Origin of the sequence: Streptomyces sp. NPDC021224 (genome assembly GCF_044332905.1) — a bacterium.
GTDB lineage: Bacteria > Actinomycetota > Actinomycetes > Streptomycetales > Streptomycetaceae > Actinacidiphila.
In genome coordinates, this window is sequence record NZ_JBIRPW010000009.1 from 266306 (window position 1) to 285568 (window position 19263).

Consider the following 19263-nt stretch of genomic DNA (forward strand, 5'->3'; position numbering starts at 1 on the left):
TGCCCCGCCCCTCAGTTCGTGTCGCCGGCCGCGGCCAGCTTGGCGGCGGAGTCGGCGTCGACGCAGGCCTGGAGGATGGCGTCGAGGTCGCCGTCGAGGACCTGGTCGAGGTTGTAGGCCTTGAAGCCGACGCGGTGGTCGGAGATGCGGTTCTCCGGGAAGTTGTACGTCCGGATGCGCTCGGAGCGGTCGACGGTGCGCACCTGGCTGCGGCGGGCGTCGGACGCCTCGCGCTCGGCCTCCTCCTGGGCGGCGGCCAGCAGCCGGGAGCGCAGGATGCGCATCGCCGACTCCTTGTTCTGGAGCTGGCTCTTCTCGTTCTGGCACGAGACGACCAGGCCCGAGGGGAGGTGGGTGATGCGCACCGCGGAGTCGGTGGTGTTGACGGACTGCCCGCCGGGGCCGGAGGAGCGGTAGACGTCGATCCGCAGGTCGTTGGGGCCGATCTCGACCTCGACGTCCTCGGCCTCCGGGGTGACCAGCACGCCCGCCGCCGAGGTGTGGATACGGCCCTGCGACTCGGTGGCCGGCACCCGCTGGACGCGGTGCACGCCGCCCTCGTACTTCAGCCGGGCCCACACGCCTTGGCCGGGCTCGTGGGAGGCCTTGGCCTTCACGGCGACCTGGACGTCCTTGTAGCCGCCGAGGTCGGAGGGGTTGGAGTCAAGGATCTCGGTCTTCCAGCCGACGCGCTCGGCGTAGCGCAGGTACATCCGCAGCAGGTCGCCGGCGAACAGCGCGGACTCCTCGCCGCCCTCGCCCGCCTTGACCTCCAGGATGACGTCCTTGTCGTCGCTCGGGTCGCGCGGCACCAGCAGCAGCCGCAGCCGCTCGGTCAGCTCGTCGCGCTCCTTGTCGAGCTCCTTGACCTCGGCCGCGAAGTCCGGGTCGTCGGCGGCCAGCTCCCGCGCGGTCTCGATGTCCTCGCCGGTCTGCCGCCACGCACGGTACGTGCTGACGATGGGTGTCAGCTCCGCGTAGCGCTTGGTGAGCTTGCGGGCGTTCGCCTGGTCGGCGTGCACCCCGGGGTCGGCAAGCTGCTTCTCGAGGTCGGCGTGCTCGCCGATCAGATCCTCGACCGCCTCGAACATCATCAATCCCTGCGTGGAAGAGTCCGGAAAAGGAGCCGGAAAGAGTCAGTGGGACGACAAAGCGCCGGTCCGGTCGCCCTGGCTCGGGCGACCGAAAACCGGCGCTTGCGGGTCGCTACTTCTTCTTGCCGGCCGCGGCGGCCTTGCCGAAGCGGGCCTCGAAGCGGGCCACCCGGCCACCGGTGTCGAGGATCTTCTGCTTGCCCGTGTAGAACGGGTGGCACTCGGAGCAGACCTCGGCGCGGATCTGGCCGCTGGTCTCGGTGCTCCGGGTGGTGAACGAGGCGCCGCAGGTGCAGGTCACCTGGGTCTCGACATACTCGGGGTGGATGTCGCGCTTCACTGGGTTGCTCCTTGGTGTCGGGAGGGCGCCGGGTCGCTTGGCGGGTTTGCGTCAGCGTGAACCGGGGCCAGCGGACCAGTCTGCCAGCACTGGCCGCATCTCCCAAAACCAGGTCCGGGCGCGGATCATTCCCGTCCCTGACGATCAGGCCTTACCGCAGGTCAGCGCTTTTCCGGCGCGGGCTGCCCGGAGTCGGGCCCGACGACCTTGCCGGCGTCGGTCCGGTCGGCCGCCGAGCCGGTGAGCGCGGAGGGCGGCACGGTCTTGTCGGCGCGCAGCGCGGCCCACACCGTCGCGGCCTTCTTCGGGATGGGCTCCACCCGGTTACGGTCGGTGGGTGCGAAGCGTACGGGCAGCGTCACCATGTGGATCTGCCCGGACTTCAGGCCGCGCACGCTCTGCGCCAGGCTCATGAGCTTGCCGACCGAGCCGAGGCCCGTGTCGGTCGTCACGGCGCTCGTGGCGGTGTCGGCGACCGAGAACAGCTTGGTGGGGCTGGTGAGCAGCCCCAGGCCCCGTACCCGGTCCATGAGGGCCTTCAGGAAGGCCTGCTGCAGCTGGATACGGCCGAGATCGCTGCCGTCGGCTATGCCGTGCCGGGTGCGGACCAGGCCGAGCGCCTGGTCGCCGTCCAGGGTGTGGGCGCCGGCGTCGAGGTCGAGGTGGCTCTTGGGGTCGCGGATCGCCTGCGTGGTGGTGAGCGGGACCCCGCCGAGGGCGTTGACCAGGTTCTTGAAGCCGGTGAAGTCGACCTCGACGTAGTGGTCCATGCGCAGGCCGGTGAGCTTCTCCACGGTCTTGACCGCGCAGGCCGGGCCGCCGACGGCGTAGGCGCTGTTGAACATCGCCCGCGGCGCGGCCGGGGCGGTGCCGCCCTTGGGCTTGGCGCACTCGGGGCGGTGGACGAGGGTGTCGCGCGGGATGCTGACGACGGTGGCCCGCTTGTGGCCCTTGGCCAGGTGGACGACCATCGCGGTGTCCGAGCGGGCGGAGCCGCCGTCGTGGCCGTACTCGCGGTTGGCGCCGGAGCGGGAGTCCGAGCCGAGCACCAGGATGTCCATCGCGCCGTTGCCGAGCTTGACCGGGCGGTCGTCGCCGAGCGCGGCGTCGATGTCCACGCTGTGGATGTTGCCGTTGAGCCGCGTGTACACGTACCCGGCGGCGCCTGCCCCCGCGAGCACCACGCCCGCCGCGACCCACGCGGTGATCCGCAGCCCGCGCCGCCGGCGCTTTCCCGCCCCCAGGGGCGAGGCGCCGGCCGGAGGCCTGGGGCTGCCTGTACCGGACATTCCTCCATCGTGCGCCGCACCTGCCGGGGTCGGCATCCGCAGGAGTCCGGCGTCGTCCGCGTACCCCCAGGTCAGGGGGTACGCGGACGATTTTTTCGTCACATACGGTGACGAGTGCGTGACGTCATCGGCAGGCCGTCACCTCAGCCGAACAGGGAGTAGCCGCTCCAGCCGGCGCCGATCTTGACCCGGGCCGCGTAGGGCGCGGCGGCCGAGCCCGTGCCGTCGTAGATCCACAGGGTGCCGGAGCTGTCGCGGGCCAGCAGGTCGGCGTTGCCGTCACCGGTGACGTCACCGACGGCGGCGAAGGCGTTGTACGTGTTCCAGCCCGTGCCGATCTTGGTGCGGGCCGCCCATGCCCCCGGGGCCTTGCCCGTGCCCTGGTAGAGCCACAGGGTGCCGGAGCTGTCGCGGGCGACCAGGTCGGGGCGGCCGTCACCGGTCAGGTCGCCCTTGCCGTAGATGTCCCCGCCGTAGATCTGCCAGCCGGTGCCGATCAGCGACCGGGTGACCAGACGGGTCTGGTCACCGCCCGGGTAGAACCACGCGCTGCCGCCGGCGTCGGTGGCGACGAGGTCGGGCCATCCGTCGCCGTCGAGGTCGCCCGGCAGCAGGATGGAGGCCATCGAGGACCACCCGGCGCCGGTCACGACCGGGTCGCGGCCGGACTCGGTGAAGTGCAGGCGGCCGTCCGAGGTGCGCGTCATCAGGTCCTGCACCCCGTCCACGTCGAAGTCGTCCTGCCGGACGAGCGTGGTGGACGGGTAGCTGCCCCAGGCCTGGCGGGCCGCGAAGGCGTTGGTGCGGCCCGCGTAGAGCCAGCCGTTGCCGCTGCCGTCGACGGCGAACAGGTCGGCCTGGCCGTCACCGGAGAGGTTCGTGTCGTCCATCCGCTGGGCGATCGCCCCGGACAGCGCGGAGACCCGGCTGAAGACGCTGTAGGAGCCCTTGGTGACGCATTCGTCGACGACCCAGGACATCACCCCGACGATCCGCCCGGCGACCACCAGCGGGCCGCCGGAGTCGCCGAAGCAGCCCGCCGTCGTCCCGGCGTCACCGCCGGCCGACGGGGTGCCCGCGCACACCATGACGGAGGGCACGAAGAGGCTGCCGTAGGCCGCGGAGCAGGCGCTGTCCGCGGTGACCGGCAGGGAGGCCTTCTGGAGCGTCTGCGCGAGGTCGGTGTCGGTCGAGGACGTCTGGCCCCAGCCGTAGAGCGTCGCCGGGGTGCCGGCGGCGTACGAGGCGGTGTCGCCGGGGGCCGCGATCGGCAGCGCGGTGGCGCCGGTGGCCTGGTCCAGGGTCAGCACGCCGACGTCGTCGCGGGCCGTCGTCTCGCTGAAGGACGGGTGCGACCAGGCGCGGGAGACGAAGTTCTCGGTGCCGCCGTGCAGGTTGAGGGCGCCGTCCGGATCGATCGTGGGCAGCTGGTCGGTGCCGGTGATCAGGATGGCGAAGGAGGGCATGTCGTAGCCCTGCACGCAGTGCGCGGCCGTCAGGACCTTCCAGGCCGACACGACGCTGCCGCCGCAGAAGAACGCGTCGTCGTCGGCGGTGTTGTTCGGGGTGCCGTTGTCGTCGTCGTACCAGAGCTGGACCATCCAGGGCGCGGCCCCGGCCCCGGCGGGCGTGCCGCCGATGACGTGCGGGCCGACCGTGTCGGGCGACGCGCCCTTCGCGGCCCTCGGGGCGGTGGCGGTGGCGGCGTGCGCACGTATCGCGCGCTTGAGCAGCGCGTCGGCGTGCGCCCTGGCGGGCGCGGGGGCCGCGGGGGCGGATATCGCCGGCGGGGCCGCGTCGGCCCGGGCCGGGGCGGACGCGAGCGCGCCGGCGGCGAGCGCGCCGAGCGCGGCCAGTGCGGCGGGCAGCGCTCGGCGCCGCAGCCGGTGGCCGGTGCTCGTACGGGCAGGGAACATCCGCGACTCCTGTCGTCGGGAGGCATCGTCGAGAGCGACGGGCAGGAGAAGCGGTGGAGCAGGTGGAAGCGCCGCGGGCCCGTCTGCCGCGGCCCGCCGAGCATATGACCGGCCTTCAGCCCGCCGCCACGGACTTCGGTGCTTTCGCCGCAGACAGGCGGAAAGCCCGTGGAAGCGCTGCAACCCGGCGGATCCGCGAGCCCCGCGCCCCCGTCCCGTCCGCGTCCCCCGTCCCCCGTCCCCCGTCCCCCGTCCCCCGTCCCCCGTCCCCCGGATACGGAAACGGCCCCGCCCGCCGGGGGTACCGGCGGGCGGGGCCGTGTGCGGGACGGCCGCGGGTCAGTCGTTGTTCTGGCCCGGGGTGGTCTTCGCGATCTGCATGAGGAACTCCGCGTTGGACTTCGTCTGCTTCATCTTGTCCAGCAGCAGCTCGATCGCCTGCTGCTGGTCCAGGGCGTGCAGCACCCGGCGCAGCTTCCAGACGATGGCCAGCTCCTCGCCGCCGAGCAGGATCTCCTCCTTGCGGGTGCTGGACGCGTCGACGTCCACCGCGGGGAAGATGCGCTTGTCGGAGAGCTTGCGGTCGAGCTTGAGCTCCATGTTGCCGGTGCCCTTGAACTCCTCGAAGATCACCTCGTCCATCCGCGAGCCGGTCTCGACCAGCGCGGTGGCGAGAATCGTCAGCGAGCCGCCGTCCTCGATGTTGCGGGCGGCGCCGAAGAACCGCTTCGGCGGGTAGAGCGCGGTGGAGTCCACACCACCGGACAGGATGCGGCCCGAGGCGGGCGCGGCCAGGTTGTAGGCGCGGCCGAGACGGGTGATCGAGTCCAGCAGCACGACGACGTCGTGGCCCAGCTCCACCAGGCGCTTGGCGCGCTCGATGGCCAGCTCGGCGACCGTGGTGTGGTCCTCGGCGGGGCGGTCGAAGGTCGAGGAGATGACCTCGCCCTTGACCGACCGCTGCATGTCGGTGACCTCTTCGGGACGCTCGTCCACCAGGACCACCATGAGGTGGCACTCGGGGCTGTTGGTGGTGATCGCGTTCGCGATGGCCTGCATGATCATGGTCTTGCCGGTCTTCGGCGGGGCCACGATCAGACCGCGCTGGCCCTTGCCGATCGGCGAGACCAGGTCGATGATCCGGGTCGTCAGCACGCCCGGGTCGGTCTCCAGCCGCAGCCGGTCCTGCGGGTAGAGCGGGGTGAGCTTGTTGAACTCCGGACGGCCCCGGCCGGAGTCGGCCGCCATGCCGTTCGCGGAGTCCAGCCGCACCAGCGCGTTGAACTTCTCGCGCCGCTCGCCGTCCTTGGGCTGCCGGACCGCACCGGTGACGTGGTCGCCCTTGCGCAGCCCGTTCTTGCGCACCTGGGCGAGCGAGACGTAGACGTCGTTCGGGCCCGGCAGGTAGCCGGAGGTGCGGATGAACGCGTAGTTGTCGAGGATGTCGAGGATGCCCGCGACCGGGATCAGCACATCGTCGTCGGCGACCTGCGGCTCGCCGCCGCCGAACTCCTCGCGGCGGTTCCCACGCCCTCTGCGGTCGCGGTAGCGGCCCCGGCGGCGACCGCGGCCGTCACCGAAGTCGTCGTCGTCCTGGGCGCCGCCCTGACCGCCGCCGCCCTGGCCCTGCTGCTGGCCCTGACCGCCGCCCTGACCCTGGCCCTGGCCCTGGCCCTGCTGCTGCCGGCCGCCGCCCTGGCCGCCGCCGTCCTCACGGTTGCGCTGGCGGTCGCGCTGCCGCTCCCGGCGGTCGCCGCGGCGGCGCTCCTGGCGGTCGTCGCCGCCCTTGCCGTCGCCCTGCTTGGCCTCGCCCTTGGTGTCGGCGCGGCCCTCGGCGGTGTCGGCGGCCTGCTCGGCCTTCTCCGCCCGCTGGTCGGCCTTCTGGTCGCTCTTCGCGGCCTTGGCCTGCTCCCCGGCCGGCTGGCCGGGGATCTCGATCTGCTGGGACTCCTGCCGCTGCTCGCGCTGCTCCGGCGCCGCGGTGGCCGTCGCGGTCGCGGCACGGGCGCCGCCCGCGGCCGCCGCGGCGGTGTCGTCGCCGGTCTGCTCCAGACGCGCCTTGGACGTCGCGCGCCGCTTGGGCTTCTCCGCCGCGCCGTCGCCGGCCGCGGGGGCGGCCGCCTGCGCGGCTCCGCCGCCGGCCTGGCGCTCCTTGATGGTCTCGATCAGCTGGCTCTTGCGCATGCGCGCGGTGCCCTTGATGCCGAGCCCGGAGGCGAGCTGCTGCAGTTCGGCCAGCACCATGCCGTCCAGGCCGGTCCCGGTCCGGCGGCGGCGCGACGGGCTGGCCGTGGCAGCACCGCCCGCGGACGCGGCGGCATCGGACGAGGCGACAGTGTCATCTGCGCGCACGCCCATCAGATCGGTGGTGTCGCTCACGAAGGGTCCTTCCCTGGAGCGGACGTCGGCCTGTCTGGCTCGGCGACCGGTCGTGCTGTCCGGATCTGGGCGTTCCCGCTGTCCAGAACCGGGGCGGTGGTCCGCCTGATGGCGGCAGAAATACGTACGTGCCTTCGGCACGGAGGGAACTCGTACCGAATATCCGGAGCGTGCTCAGCATCGCGCGGGTCAGGAATCCGACTGCTCGGACCGTGCCCTATGCGGTGTGGGAGGCTCCCGGAAGAAAAGCGGTCCCACGGAAGGGACACGGTGCATCCTGCCCATCGGGCTCCGAATGCAGGCTTGAGATTAACACTACCGGATCCAACAAACATTCCCCCTCTCACGCCCGGCAATCGTGTCACTGCCCCCCGGCGAGCGGCAGTACACACGCCCCGGCAGCGTCCAGCGACAGGCGGTGCGCCGCCCATCCCTCGCCCGCGTGCCGGGAGACCTTGTCGGCGGCCCCCTCGTCGGTCAGCGCCAGGACCGTCGGCCCCGCGCCCGACACGACAGCAGGGACGCCCTCGCCGCGCAGACGGTTCACCAGCGCCAGCGTCTCCGGCATCGCCGGGGTGCGGTAGTCCTGGTGCAGCCGATCCTCGGTGGCCGGCAGCAGCAGCTCGGGGCGCCTGGTCAGCGCCTCCACGAGCAGTGCGGCGCGCCCGGCGTTGGCCGCCGCGTCCACATGCGGGACGGTACGCGGCAGCAGGCCGCGCGCGGTCTCCGTCAGCACCGGATCGGCGGGCACGAAGACCACCGGGACCAGCGACTGCGCCGGGTCCATCCGGATCGCCCGCGCCGCCCCGCCCTCGCTCCAGGCCAGCGTGAAACCGCCGAGCAGACACGCCGCGACGTTGTCCGGGTGCCCCTCGATCTCCGTCGCCAGCTCCAGCAGTGCGGTGTCGTCCAGCGCGGACGCGCCGCCTATCGTCACCGCCCGCGCGGCGATGATGCCCGCGCAGATCGCGGCCGAGGACGAGCCGAGGCCGCGGCCGTGCGGAATGCGGTTGGCGCACACCACCTCCAGGCCGCGCGGCTGGCCGCCGAGCAGGTCGAAAGCGGTCCGCAGCGAGCGGACGACCAGGTGTTTCTCGTCGCGCGCGAGCGTGTCGGCGCCCTCGCCGGCAATGTCGACGTGCAGCCCGGAATCCGCGACCCGCACCACGACGTCGTCGTAGAGCCCGAGGGCCAGCCCGAATGCGTCGAACCCGGGCCCGAGGTTCGCGCTGGTCGCGGGGACGCGCACTCGTACAGCGGCAGCGCGGAACGCGGGACCGGCCATCGTTCGACGAATCTCCTTGTGCGGTACGCCCTCCGGGCGCGGCACCATTGCCGGGCGGCGGGGCGGGAGTGGCGATGCGGGGTTGGCATCCGCCGGATAGGGGCACGCTGCGGTGCCGCTGGGTCCCAGCTTATCGAAGGAAGGTTCTCCTGCGACATAGGGCGCACGCACAGCGCGCGATGCGTGTCGCCTCGCCGGCGTGGCTTCCCGGGCGCCCCCTGCGCCCCACCGGGTTTCCCCTGCTGCGCGGGGCGGCGCGTTCTCGCCGGGCACGGCGGTGCGAGCAGGCTCTTGCCGCGCCGGGCGAGCGTTTTTAGGGGCGCGTGGGGGCACCTCCCAGGCGGAGCCTGGGGGAGAACTGCGCGGCCAACCCACCACGGTGGTGCACGTCGTCACCGACCGAAAGGGGCAGTCCGGTCCGTTCCGGACCACCGGCCGGTGGATGGTTGCGCGCGCAGTTCCCCGCGCCCCTGACGGGGCGAGCTCTTACGCCAGGCCGAGGCTCTGGGCGGCGGCGTCCGCGTCGACGGGGACGGTCAGCGGGGCCGGGGCGCCGGCGACGGCCCAGTCCGGGTCCTTGAGGCCGTTTCCGGTGACCGTGCAGACGATGCGCTGGCCGGGATCGACCTTGCCCTCCTCCGCCGCCTTGAGCAGGCCCGCGACCGACGCTGCCGAGGCGGGCTCGACGAAGACGCCCTCCTTCGCCGCCAGCAGGCGGTACGCGGAGAGGATCTGCCGGTCCGTCACCGCCTCGATGAGGCCGCCGGACTCGTCGCGCGCGGCCTCCGCGTACTGCCAGGACGCGGGGTTGCCGATCCGGATCGCGGTCGCGATCGTCTGCGGGGAGCGCACCGGCGCGCCGTTGACGATCGGGGCGGAGCCGGCCGCCTGGAAGCCCCACATGCGCGGGGTGCGGGTGGAGACGCCGTCGGCGGCGTACTCCTTGTAGCCACGCCAGTAGGCGGTGATGTTGCCCGCGTTGCCGACCGGCAGCAGGTGCAGGTCGGGGGCGTCGCCGAGCGCGTCGACGACCTCGAAGGCCGCGGTCTTCTGGCCCTCGATGCGTACCGGGTTGACGGAGTTGACGAGCGCGACCGGGTACTTCTCGCTCAGGCCGCGGGCGAGGTCGAGGCAGTCGTCGAAGTTGCCGTCGACCTGGAGGATGCGGCTGCCGTGGACGAGCGCCTGGCCCATCTTGCCGAGCGCGATCTTGCCCTGCGGCACGAGCACCGCGCACACCATGCCCGCGCGGACGGCGTAGGCGGCGGCGGAGGCGGAGGTGTTGCCGGTGGAGGCGCAGATGACGGCCTGGGCGCCGTCCTCCTTGGCCTTGGTGATGGCCATGGTCATGCCGCGGTCCTTGAAGGACCCGGTCGGGTTCGCGCCCTCGACCTTGAGGTACACGTCGCACCCGGTGCGCTCCGACAGCAGCTGGGCCGGGACGAGCGGGGTGCCACCCTCCAGCAGCGTGACCACCGGGGTGTCCGCGGTGACCGGGAGCCGGTCGCGGTACTCCTCGATGATGCCGCGCCACTGGTGGGTGCCGGACATTCGGGGCTGGTCGATGGTTGCGTTCATAGCGGGCTACTCCCCTTCCACACGCATGATGCTGGCGACGCCGCGTACGGTGTCGAGTTTGCGCAGGCTCTCGACCGTCGCCGACAGTGCGGCGTCCGGTGCGCGGTGGGTGACGACGACGAGCGAGGCCTCGCCGCCCGCGCGCCGTACCGCACCGGTCTGCTGTTCGGCAGCGGCACCGTCGTTGGTGTCGCCGCCGCTCTGGCTCCTGCCCTGCTGCCGCACCGTGTCGATGGACACGTCGTGCTCGGCGAACACCGTGGCGACCTGTGCGAGGACGCCCGGTTTGTCCGCCACGTCAAGGCTGATGTGGTAACGGGTGACCACATCGCCCATCGGGCTCACCGGCAGTTGCGTGTACGCGGACTCGCCGGCTCCCGTGGTCCCTGCCAGTTTGTTGCGGCAGGCGGCCACCAGGTCGCCGAGTACGGCGGAGGCGGTGGGTGCACCGCCCGCGCCGGGACCGTAGAACATCAGCTGCCCCGCCGCCTCCGCCTCGACGAAGACGGCGTTGTAGGCGCCGCGGACGGACGCCAGGGGGTGGCTGAGGGGGATCATCGCCGGGTGCACCCTGGCCGTGACGGAGCGGCCGTCGGCGGCGCGCTCGCAGATGGCCAGCAGCTTGACGGTGCAGCCCATCTTCTTCGCCGAGGCGATGTCGGCCGCGGTGACCTCGGTCAGGCCCTCGCGGTGGACGTCGTCGATGGTGACCCGGGTGTGGAAGGCGATCCCGGACAGGATCGCGGCCTTGGCCGCCGCGTCGAAGCCCTCGACGTCGGCGGTGGGGTCGGCCTCCGCGTATCCCAGCGCGGTGGCCTCGTCCAGCGCCTCGCTGTAGCCGGCGCCGGTGCTGTCCATCTTGTCGAGGATGAAGTTGGTGGTGCCGTTGACGATGCCGAGCACCCGGTTGACCTTGTCGCCGGCCAGCGACTCGCGCAGCGGCCGGATCAGCGGGATGGCACCGGCGACGGCGGCCTCGTAGTAGAGGTCCACGCCGTGCTCGGCGGCCTTGGCGTGCAGGTTCGCGCCGTCCGCGGCGAGCAGCGCCTTGTTGGCCGAGACGACGGAGGCGCCGTGCTCGAAGGCGGTCGTGATGAGCGTGCGGACCGGCTCGATGCCGCCGATGACCTCGACGACGACGTCGATGTCGCCGCGTTTGACGAGCGCGGTGGCGTCCGTGGTGAGCAGCTCGGCGGGCACCCCGGCGCGCACCCGGTTGGGGCGGCGCACGGCGATGCCGGCCAGCTCGATCGGGGCGCCGATGCGGGCGGCGAGGTCGGCCGTCTGCGTCGTGATGATGCGCGTCACCTCGGAGCCGACCACACCGCAGCCCAGCAACGCCACCTTCAGCGGACGCGTACGCATCATCCGACCTCGTCTCTCGTACGGTTTCCCGTGTGGTTTCCCGTGTCGCCCCCGCGCGGTCCCGGTCCGGGCCCGGACCGTACGGCGTGGAGGCCACCAGTCTCACCCACCGGTAGGGAGAAGCCACGCCCTGTCCGGAATGCGAGACCGTCCCGGCGGACCGTGAGATTTGCGGTAGGGGCGGACGGGCGCGCGGCATTTCGCCCCGCGCGCCGCGCCCGGACCGCAGATCCTGTCATCGGACCGCCCGCCGCCCTGTGCCTCAGCCGACGTCGAGGCGCAGCAGGTCCTCCTCCGTCTCACGGCGGACGATCACCCGCCCCTGCCCGTCGGCCACCGCGACGACCGGCGGGCGCAGCGCGTGGTTGTAGTTGCTGGCCATCGAGCGGCAGTACGCGCCGGTGGCGGGCACCGCGACGAGGTCGCCGGGCGTCAGGTCGGCGGGCAGGAAGGCGTCCTTCACGACGATGTCGCCGCTCTCGCAGTGCTTGCCGACGACCCGGCTGAGCATCGGGGCGGCGTCGCTGCGCCGCGAGACGAGCGCCACGCTGTACTCGGCGTCGTAGAGCGCGGTACGGATGTTGTCCGACATGCCGCCGTCGACGCTGACGTACGTCCGCAGCGCCTCCAGCGGCTTGACGGTGCCCACCTCGTACAGCGTGAAGGCGGTCGGGCCGACGATCGCGCGGCCCGGCTCGACCGACAGCCGCGGGCGCTCCAGCCCGGCCGCCTCGCACTCACGGGTGACGATGTCGGCGAGCGACTTGGCGATCTGGTGCGGCTCGGCCGGGTCGTCGTCGGGCGTGTAGGCGATGCCGAGGCCGCCGCCGAGGTCGATCTCCGGGAGCTGCACCCCGTGCTCGTCGCGGATCTCGGCGAGCAGCCCGACCACTCGGCGGGCGGCGACCTCGAAGCCGGACATGTCGAAGATCTGCGAGCCGATGTGGCTGTGCAGCCCGACCAGCTCCAGGCTCTCCAGCTTCAGCACCCGGCGCACCGCCTCCGCGGCCTGTCCGCCGGCCAGCGGCAGGCCGAACTTCTGGTCCTCGTGCGCGGTCGCGATGAACTCGTGGGTGTGCGCCTCGACGCCGACCGTGACGCGGATCTGCACGCGCTGCCGCCGCCCGTGCCGCTCGGCGGCCGCGGCGACCCGGACGATCTCCTGGAAGGAGTCCACGACGATCCGGCCGACCCCGGCGGCGACCGCCCGGTCGATCTCGGCGCTGCTCTTGTTGTTGCCGTGCATCGCGATCCGGTCGGCGGGCATGCCCGCGTCGAGCGCGACGGCCAGCTCGCCGCCGGAGCACACGTCGAGGTTCAGCCCCTCCTCGTCGATCCAGCGCACGACGGCGCGGGACAGGAAGGCCTTCCCGGCGTAGAAGACGTCGGCCTCCGTCCCGAAGGCGGCCCGCCAGGCGCGGCAGCGGGCCCGGAAGTCCGCCTCGTCCAGGATGTACGCGGGCGTCCCGTACTCGGCGGCGAGATCGCGCACGTCCAGCCCGCCGACCTCGACGGCGCCGTCGGCGTTACGGGTCACGGTGCGGGACCACACCTGCGGTTCGAGGTGGTTCAGGTCCGCGGGCGGAGCGGTGTAGTGCCCCTCGGGCAGGACGTCGGCGTGGCGGGGCCCGGCGGGGTGTGCGGAACGGCTCACTGGTCTCTCGGTTTCTCAGAGGTGGTCGGGTGCGCTGATGCCGAGCAGGTGCAGGCCGTCGGCGAGCACGATGCCGGTCGCGTCGGCGAGGCGGGTCCGGGCAGCGTGGACGGCCGAGGGTTTCTCGTCCCCCTTCGGCAGCACGGGGCACTCGTCCTGGAAGCGCAGATACGCGTCGGCCAGCCGCTCCAGATGCCGGGCGAGCCGATCGGGCGCACGGCGGCGGGCGGCGGTCTCGACGACCCGCGGAAAATCGGCGACGAGCCCGAGCAGCTCCGTCTCGGCCGGATGCCGGTACGGGTCGTCGTCCGCCGGGTCCTCGATACGTACGCCCAGGTCCTGGGCGTTGCGCAGCAGCGCGCGGGTACGGGCGTGCGCGTAGCGCACCCGGAAGAGCGGATTCGCTTCGCGCTGGGCGAGCAGGGTGCGCGCGTCGAGCCGCGGCACGTCCTCCGCGGGGGGCCGCAGAAGGGCCCAGCGCAGCGCGTCGGGGCCGAGGTGGGGGCCGGGGGCGGGCTCGGCGTGACCGCCGGGTACGCCGGGAGCGGGCTCGGCGTGGCTGCGGGGGGCGCCCTTCTGCTGGCCGCCGGGGACGTTGGGGGCGGGCTCGGCGCGGCCGCCGGGGACGTTGGGCGCGGGCTCCTGCTGGCCGCCGGGGACGGGAGACGGGGCGCCCGTGCCGCGGAGGGCCGGCGCCGTACCGTCGCCGCCCGGCTCGGTGACGCGGAGGGGCTCGGGGGGCCCCGGCTCGGCACCGGCGGCCCGCAGGAGGGCGTTGACGGCCTCCGCGACGACCCCGGCCCGCAGCGGAGCCACGCCCGCCTCCCCGCCCTCCCCGCCCTCGGCGTCCGGGACGACGGTGACGCGCTGCCCGGCGAGCCCGTCCCCGTGCCCGTACACCGCCGCGCCCTGCTCCCGCACCTGCCGTACGACATCGGCGTAGGCCCGCGCGCTGAGGGTGATGTTGAGGAAACCCGCACCGGCGATCTCGACCTGGGCGATGCCCGGTTCACGGGCGAGCCGCGGCGCGAGGATGGCGGCGACCTCGTACGGGCTGCGCCCGGCGGCCCCGGCGAGCTGGAGCGCGACGTTGGTGGCGTAGTCGCCGCACCCGGGCCGCGGCGGCCGCTGCACGACGACCTTCTCGGGCACGTCCACCCGCAGTTCGTCCGCCGCGACGGCACGCCTGACCGTGGTCAGCACGGTCCAGGACAGCTCAGCGGGGGTCACGGGGGACAGCGTAGGCGAGAACCCCCCACCCACGCCGAGCGGATTTCCCCCAGGTCACCTCCCCCGCCACGGACGGCTCACCCGCCACCGGGAGTGGCCGCGGCCTGCCCCCGCGGCTCACCGGCCTCCCCCGTCCCCCCGGGGGCACCCGGACCCCGCCGCCGGACCAGCCGCCGTACCGTCTCGACAAGATCGGCGGGCTCGAAGGGCTTGCCGACAAAGGCGTCCGCCCCGCCCGGCCCCCCGACCCCCTCCGGCGCGGTGCCGCCGCTGACCATGACGATCCCGACCCCCCGCGTCCACGGATCCGCGTCCGCCCGCAGCCGCGCCGCCGTCCGCACCCCGTCCAGCCGCGGCATGACGACATCCAGCGTCACGACGTCCGGCCGCACGCTGTGCACTATTTCCAGGCACTCGGCACCATCGGCCGCGGTCACGACCTCGAAGCCCTCCAGCTCCAGGTTGACCCTGATCAACTGCCGGATCACCTTGTTGTCATCCACAACAAGCACCCGGCCGGTCGCTCCCGCCACACCCCGAAGCGTAGGCGCGCGACTCCTGATGCGTCCGCGTTTTGCCCATTTCTCCCCCTCCCACCCCGCCCACCCCTACGTCACCCCCCACAAACCCTGTCCGCCCCACCCCCTCCACCCTGGTAGTGTTCTTCCCGTCGCCCCCGTAGCTCAGGGGATAGAGCAACGGCCTCCGGAGCCGTGTGCGCAGGTTCGAATCCTGCCGGGGGCACCCAGGTGACGATTGAGATACTTGACCATCCGCCTCGCGACCAGCCGAAACGCTGTGCGCGAGGTTCTCTGCTTTCCCGGCCCGTGCGCAGCCGGGAGCGGCCGAACGCAGCCCGATGTCAGTGATCACGTTGTAATAGCGTGTGGATCTTGGGCTCGTTCGCGCACTTCACGGGGCTGGTGAGAACACAGATCGAGTGGTTCAGAGTCCGGACGGATGGCTGGAGAGCCAGTCGACATGACGATCCCGGATACTGTCTCGTTCTCGGGATGTAGCGCCGAAGACATCGGCGCCACCGTCGTAGGGGTGATAAATGCGCCGCATACCGATGTCGGTGATCATGACGCCCCCTGCCTTGTCGTCGGCCACGTCGCGCAGCAGCTCATCGATGCAGCCGCGCTGCCAGAGGCGACGTTCAACGAAGAGGTGGGAGTACGTGCGGAAGTCCGGGTCCGGGTCGTCCTCCGTCAGCAGACCGCACCAGTAGTCGGCACCCGGCCGGGACGGCGGGACATCGGGTCCGGCCGTCCACACCGGGATGATCACGTACACGTCCGCACCTGCGAACAGTTCGTCGAGAACGGTGTTGTAGCGGTCCAGGACGACGGCGTACTCGGCCTCGTCCTCTGCATACCTCTTCGACTCGGGCAAGCTGTGAAAGCGCACCCAGACGTCCCGATAAGGGCCCCGAAGCTTGTACCCGACCGGAAGGCAGTACGGCCACTGCTGCTGCCACAGCGTGGTCAAGGCCGAGTCCCCGCTCACGGACACCGCTCCTTCCGGCTATTCGTCGTCACCGGTGACCATGATGCGGCCCGCACCCAGCCGGCGGTGCCGGCGCAGGACGAAGAACTCGCTCACCTCCCGGACGCTGTCATCGAGCCCTCGCGTCATGCTGAACCCGGCCAGGGCGCCGTCGATGCGGATGAAGCACGCTTCCCTGTCGTCCTCCCTGAAGTAGTGGTCACTGGAATCCACCCACATCCGGGGGGCTTCTCTCTTTGCGATCCGATGGCATTACATAAGGCCGCCAAGCAAAGAAGGAAACGGATCAAATACCTAAGGGCTGTCCCGTAAATGATCTCTGAGGTCCTCGGGCTTGGTGGGCTGCTATGTGGCCGGGGTGGTTTATCCGGCGAGGGCGAGGTTGTGCATCTGAGCGATGCCCAGCATGGCGTGGTGGACGCCGTCGCCTTTGAGGCGGCAGTCGCGGAGGATCTTCCAGGTCTTCATGCGGGCGAAGACGTGCTCGACGCGGGCGCGAACCTGTTTGTGGGACTTGTTGTGGGCCTGCTTCCAGCCGGGCAACTCTTCGCCCTTGCGGCGGCGGTGGGGCATCACCAGTCCGGTGCCCGGATAGCCTCCGTCCGCGATGGTCACCGTCGTGCCGACGGCAGCCTTCGCTCCGGATTCCTCCCATGCCTTGCAGTCGTTGCGGTTGCCGGGCAGCGGCCGGCCGACGACCACGACGAGCCGGGTGTCGGCATCGATGACAACCTGGTGGTTCGTGGAGTAGCGGTAGTTCTTCGACTGCTCGGCCACCGAGTGGTCGCGGGTGGGCACCAGGGTGCCGTCCACAATCAGGACGGTGTCCTTCACGAAGCGCTGCCTCGGCCGGAGTGCAAGTTTTGGCCCGAGATAGTTGATGATTCGGTCGGCGGCAGACTTCGAGACGCCGAACAGCAGGGCGAGTTGGCGCAGCGTCAAGTTGGTGCGCCAATACGCCGCGACCAGCAGCACCCGGTCCTCCAATGTCAGGCTCCACGGCCTCCCGCGCCGCGGCTTGTCCGAGACCTCACACCGCACCACGGTCATCAGCTCGCCGAAGCAGCGCGGGCTCAGCCCGGTGAACGGGGCTATCCAGGACGGCTCTGACGCCGTGATCACACCAGCCACACCAAGATCATCTCATCGTATCCAACGTGACCGCCTCTACATCGCGCCAGACTTGGTGGATGGAGACGAACGCCCCGTGGTCGCTGGCAGATGCCTGGGACTGGGTGGAGGAATGCGCGCGGTCCGCCGACGCCGCGGTGCAAGGAACCGACTCGTGGGTTCCTCCTGTCGCAGAGGAGTTGGTGCTGGCCGCCAGGGCGAGCGCGTTGAGCCAGTGGTATCCGTTCACCAGCCACAACTTTCTTCGGTTCGTGGACGGTCCAACGTTCTGGATGCGTGCCGCACATGACGTGAACGAGCTGGCGGGGTCCATCTCCTTCGACACCGCCGAGCCGGAGGGCCGTCCTACTTTCCGAGTCTGGAGCGGCCTCCTCCTTCGGAAGCCCGACCCCGTACTCGTACTCGCCACGCCGAACGCTGGCGAGGCCGTAGACGCACTGGTAGGGCTGTCACCGGCTCACGACGCGGAGAGCCGTCCGTAACGGCGTCTTCTCGCGCGGCGTTTTCGGGACAGCCCTTAGGGATATTTATACAAGAGCTGCACCAACGCGAGATTCAGCCGCCTGCATGAATATGAAATGAGCCGCAGACCACAAATCCATCATGGATACCATCCGAGACCGTGAGCCTGAGATACCGAGAGCTATGACGTTCAGGCACATCGACAAATTGGTCGATCTCCAAGGCGTCAACCGCCTCACTCATCACAAGGTCTCCGTAGTTGGATCTAACCTTCGCTCCCAACACGTCAAGGAACTCGACCTCTAGGGTGCCCTCGGACTCACCCCCACCTTCGCCACGCAGGACGAGTCGACGATGGGAGACCTCGTAACACCAGAGGCGGAATGACCGCTTGAAGTGCAGCGGTAGGCCTTCCCGTGAGTCTTCAGGCACGAACGCCACAGCCTTTAACCTCCGAACGGATTGGGAACTACATCTCCATTGGAATACCACGTAACCCTAGCTTGAACGGAGGCAGGAGCGGACTTGATTTGCGCGAGCTCCCAAGCGGTATACCCGCCGATCTCCGGATCCTTCAAGCCTTCCGCCGGCCGCGCAAATTCGGCCGGGTCGTCAATCCCGTCGAGATTAAAGTGAATCTGCACGCCACTCTTCGGGTCAAGGGCTTGCCGGACAGTCGTTGTCCAGTTCTGACCCTGAGGCCAATCGCTATACATCTTGGCCCCAGTGCTGTCCGCGAAGTCCGCGAGCGCAAATGGATTGTCATCCGTCTCAGTAAGCCCAAGGGCGATAGATGAAGGACAGCTCGAATTATGAACGAGTACCGGCGTTGCACCTGCCAGCACATAGTACGTGTGGAGCTGCTCCACGGTGAGGTTGTAGCGATCGGCTACTCCGGGGGTTGCCTCCACCGCGGTAACGGTCGCGGACTGGCCGGACGCGGTGGCGAGACGATGGCCTGCGACGAGGTCGATCGCGTTCACCCAGCCGTGGAAGGTGGCGTCCCAGAACGGGTGCTCGGTCGTGGTGTGAAGGACAGAGGTGTGGCCGTCAGGGGTACTGATCGTCAGGTCAACGAGATTGTTATCGTGGTGGACCATGGTGGCTGTTACCGGCCGTGGACCTTGATGGTGACCGCTGTCGGGGTCCGCCGCTTCAACGGCGTCGCCCTTCTTAACATCCTTGATCGCCTTGGTCTTGCCGTTCGCGAGCAAGACCTTCGTGTCGGCTGAGAAGCTGTTGCAGGCTGCTCCAAGCCCATTCATTTTGGCGCCTGCATACGCCGTTGCCGCACCTGCTGCAGCAGCGAGCGCAAGAGCTTCAGCATTGTCGCAGTCGTTGACACATTGTGACGCAAGCCCGGCGGCAGCGCCGACTGCGACCGTGCAGCCCACGCCGGCGGACTCGGGGCAGAGGACTGTCCCGATTACGGCTACAGCCGTTCCGGCCAGGGGGCCCTTGAAAGCCTTGAGCAGGTCCTTCCACGAATATGAACCGTGGATCGCCCTGTCCAGACTGAGGATAATCCCGTTGTTGGCCCCGCTGCCGGGATCCATCCAGTGCGGATCCTTCATGTAGAAGGCGAGATGCTTTCGCAGCCAGTCAAGTTTGTCGGACGAAAGTTTACTGACCACCGACTTCGCTTCAGTTACCGCCGAATTACCTGACGACGATTTACTGCCGCTTCCGGAATTATTGCTGTCTGCCTCATCTTCTGCCGCCCGCGCATCTACGTACTCCTGCTTGGAGACGTCGGAAGCACCGGTGTTGCATGCGCCGTCGCATTCGCCGAGCGGGCGAAGGCCGGTGGGGTCGGCTTGGCCGATGGGGTTGTCGCGGGTGTAGGTGTAGCCGTTGAGGAGTTGGTCGTCGGTGGCTTCGAAGAGGGGGTCGAGGCTGATGAAGCGGCCGAGGGTGGGGTCGTACTGGCGGGCGGCGAGTTGGGTGAGGCCGGTGTTGGTGTTGTCGGGGGCGTCGAGGAAGCCGCGGTTGTCGGTCCAGCTCACCTGGGGGCCGCGGGTGTCGCCGTAG

At 70.7% G+C, this 19263-nt stretch carries 16 protein-coding genes and 1 tRNA gene; 2 read left to right on the forward strand and 15 right to left on the reverse strand.

The window, feature by feature from the left end:
• Positions 1-11: 11 nt before the first annotated feature.
• The 11 genes from prfA to ACH4PY_RS24135 all read right to left on the reverse strand — a co-directional run bounded on the left by prfA (position 12) and on the right by ACH4PY_RS24135 (position 14663).
• Entirely contained in the window at positions 12-1091 is a 1080-nt protein-coding gene (gene prfA, locus ACH4PY_RS24085) for a peptide chain release factor 1 (protein ID WP_398186517.1), read from the reverse strand.
• A gap of 115 nt (positions 1092-1206) precedes the next feature.
• Positions 1207-1434, reverse strand: a complete 228-nt coding sequence (gene rpmE / locus ACH4PY_RS24090) for a 50S ribosomal protein L31 (protein ID WP_031518487.1) — start codon at positions 1432-1434, stop codon at positions 1207-1209.
• Positions 1435-1595: 161 nt separating this feature from the next.
• Complete coding sequence (locus tag ACH4PY_RS24095; protein WP_398186459.1) at positions 1596-2723, reverse strand: LCP family protein; 1128 nt, start codon at positions 2721-2723, stop codon at positions 1596-1598.
• A 143-nt stretch (positions 2724-2866) separates the two neighbouring features.
• A complete protein-coding gene (locus ACH4PY_RS24100) occupies positions 2867-4639 on the reverse strand; it encodes a trypsin-like serine protease (protein ID WP_398186462.1) in 1773 nt (590 codons plus the stop codon).
• A 339-nt stretch (positions 4640-4978) separates the two neighbouring features.
• Positions 4979-7018 carry a transcription termination factor Rho gene (gene rho, locus ACH4PY_RS24105; RefSeq protein WP_398186464.1) on the reverse strand — a complete coding sequence of 680 codons (2040 nt, stop codon included), beginning with the start codon at positions 7016-7018 and terminating at the stop codon, positions 4979-4981.
• A 361-nt stretch (positions 7019-7379) separates the two neighbouring features.
• The gene (gene thrB / locus ACH4PY_RS24110; protein WP_398186466.1) at positions 7380-8303 is read right to left on the reverse strand and encodes a homoserine kinase; all 924 of its coding nucleotides are present in this window, start codon (positions 8301-8303) and stop codon (positions 7380-7382) included.
• 486 nt (positions 8304-8789) lie between these two features.
• The gene (gene thrC / locus ACH4PY_RS24115) at positions 8790-9881 is read right to left on the reverse strand and encodes a threonine synthase (RefSeq protein WP_398186469.1); all 1092 of its coding nucleotides are present in this window, start codon (positions 9879-9881) and stop codon (positions 8790-8792) included.
• Between the two features lie 6 nt (positions 9882-9887).
• Positions 9888-11249, reverse strand: a complete 1362-nt coding sequence (locus ACH4PY_RS24120; RefSeq protein ID WP_398186472.1) for a homoserine dehydrogenase — start codon at positions 11247-11249, stop codon at positions 9888-9890.
• Positions 11250-11508: 259 nt separating this feature from the next.
• A complete protein-coding gene (gene lysA, locus ACH4PY_RS24125) occupies positions 11509-12900 on the reverse strand; it encodes a diaminopimelate decarboxylase (protein ID WP_398186475.1) in 1392 nt (463 codons plus the stop codon).
• Positions 12901-12915: 15 nt separating this feature from the next.
• A complete protein-coding gene (gene nrtL, locus ACH4PY_RS24130) occupies positions 12916-14130 on the reverse strand; it encodes an ArgS-related anticodon-binding protein NrtL (protein ID WP_398186477.1) in 1215 nt (404 codons plus the stop codon).
• 77 nt (positions 14131-14207) lie between these two features.
• Positions 14208-14663, reverse strand: coding sequence for a response regulator transcription factor (locus ACH4PY_RS24135; RefSeq protein ID WP_398186480.1), 456 nt, complete (start codon positions 14661-14663; stop codon positions 14208-14210).
• A 139-nt stretch (positions 14664-14802) separates the two neighbouring features.
• Here ACH4PY_RS24135 and ACH4PY_RS24140 point away from each other — a divergent pair.
• Positions 14803-14874: transfer RNA gene (locus ACH4PY_RS24140), tRNA-Arg, on the forward strand.
• Positions 14875-15075: 201 nt separating this feature from the next.
• On the opposite strand, the gene ACH4PY_RS24145 is transcribed toward ACH4PY_RS24140, so the two are convergent.
• The 3 genes from ACH4PY_RS24145 to ACH4PY_RS24155 all read right to left on the reverse strand — a co-directional run bounded on the left by ACH4PY_RS24145 (position 15076) and on the right by ACH4PY_RS24155 (position 16770).
• The gene (locus ACH4PY_RS24145; RefSeq protein ID WP_398186483.1) at positions 15076-15639 is read right to left on the reverse strand and encodes a hypothetical protein; all 564 of its coding nucleotides are present in this window, start codon (positions 15637-15639) and stop codon (positions 15076-15078) included.
• An 18-nt stretch (positions 15640-15657) separates the two neighbouring features.
• Positions 15658-15882, reverse strand: a complete 225-nt coding sequence (locus tag ACH4PY_RS24150) for a GNAT family N-acetyltransferase (RefSeq protein WP_398186519.1) — start codon at positions 15880-15882, stop codon at positions 15658-15660.
• 120 nt (positions 15883-16002) lie between these two features.
• Positions 16003-16770: a transposase gene (locus tag ACH4PY_RS24155; protein ID WP_398186486.1), complete on the reverse strand. Its 768-nt coding sequence runs from the start codon at positions 16768-16770 to the stop codon at positions 16003-16005.
• A 59-nt stretch (positions 16771-16829) separates the two neighbouring features.
• Here ACH4PY_RS24155 and ACH4PY_RS24160 point away from each other — a divergent pair, with 59 nt between their 5' ends.
• The gene (locus tag ACH4PY_RS24160; RefSeq protein WP_398186489.1) at positions 16830-17252 is read left to right on the forward strand and encodes a hypothetical protein; all 423 of its coding nucleotides are present in this window, start codon (positions 16830-16832) and stop codon (positions 17250-17252) included.
• 426 nt (positions 17253-17678) lie between these two features.
• Here ACH4PY_RS24160 and ACH4PY_RS24165 read toward each other — a convergent pair.
• The coding region (locus ACH4PY_RS24165) for a polymorphic toxin-type HINT domain-containing protein (protein ID WP_398186492.1) at positions 17679-19263 on the reverse strand (1585 nt) is incomplete at its 5' end.

What these genes read in the sequence shown, in the direction of transcription:
- ACH4PY_RS24095 (WP_398186459.1), bottom strand. Translation starts at nt 2,723, where the DNA reads ATGTCCGGTACAGGCAGCCCCAGGCCTCCGGCCGGCGCCTCGCCCCTG.
- thrC (WP_398186469.1), bottom strand. Translation starts at nt 9,881, where the DNA reads ATGAACGCAACCATCGACCAGCCCCGAATGTCCGGCACCCACCAGTGG.
- thrB (WP_398186466.1), bottom strand. Translation starts at nt 8,303, where the DNA reads ATGGCCGGTCCCGCGTTCCGCGCTGCCGCTGTACGAGTGCGCGTCCCC.
- ACH4PY_RS24120 (WP_398186472.1), bottom strand. Translation starts at nt 11,249, where the DNA reads ATGATGCGTACGCGTCCGCTGAAGGTGGCGTTGCTGGGCTGCGGTGTG.
- ACH4PY_RS24100 (WP_398186462.1), bottom strand. Translation starts at nt 4,639, where the DNA reads ATGTTCCCTGCCCGTACGAGCACCGGCCACCGGCTGCGGCGCCGAGCG.
- prfA (WP_398186517.1), bottom strand. Translation starts at nt 1,091, where the DNA reads ATGTTCGAGGCGGTCGAGGATCTGATCGGCGAGCACGCCGACCTCGAG.
- ACH4PY_RS24160 (WP_398186489.1), top strand. Translation starts at nt 16,830, where the DNA reads ATGGAGACGAACGCCCCGTGGTCGCTGGCAGATGCCTGGGACTGGGTG.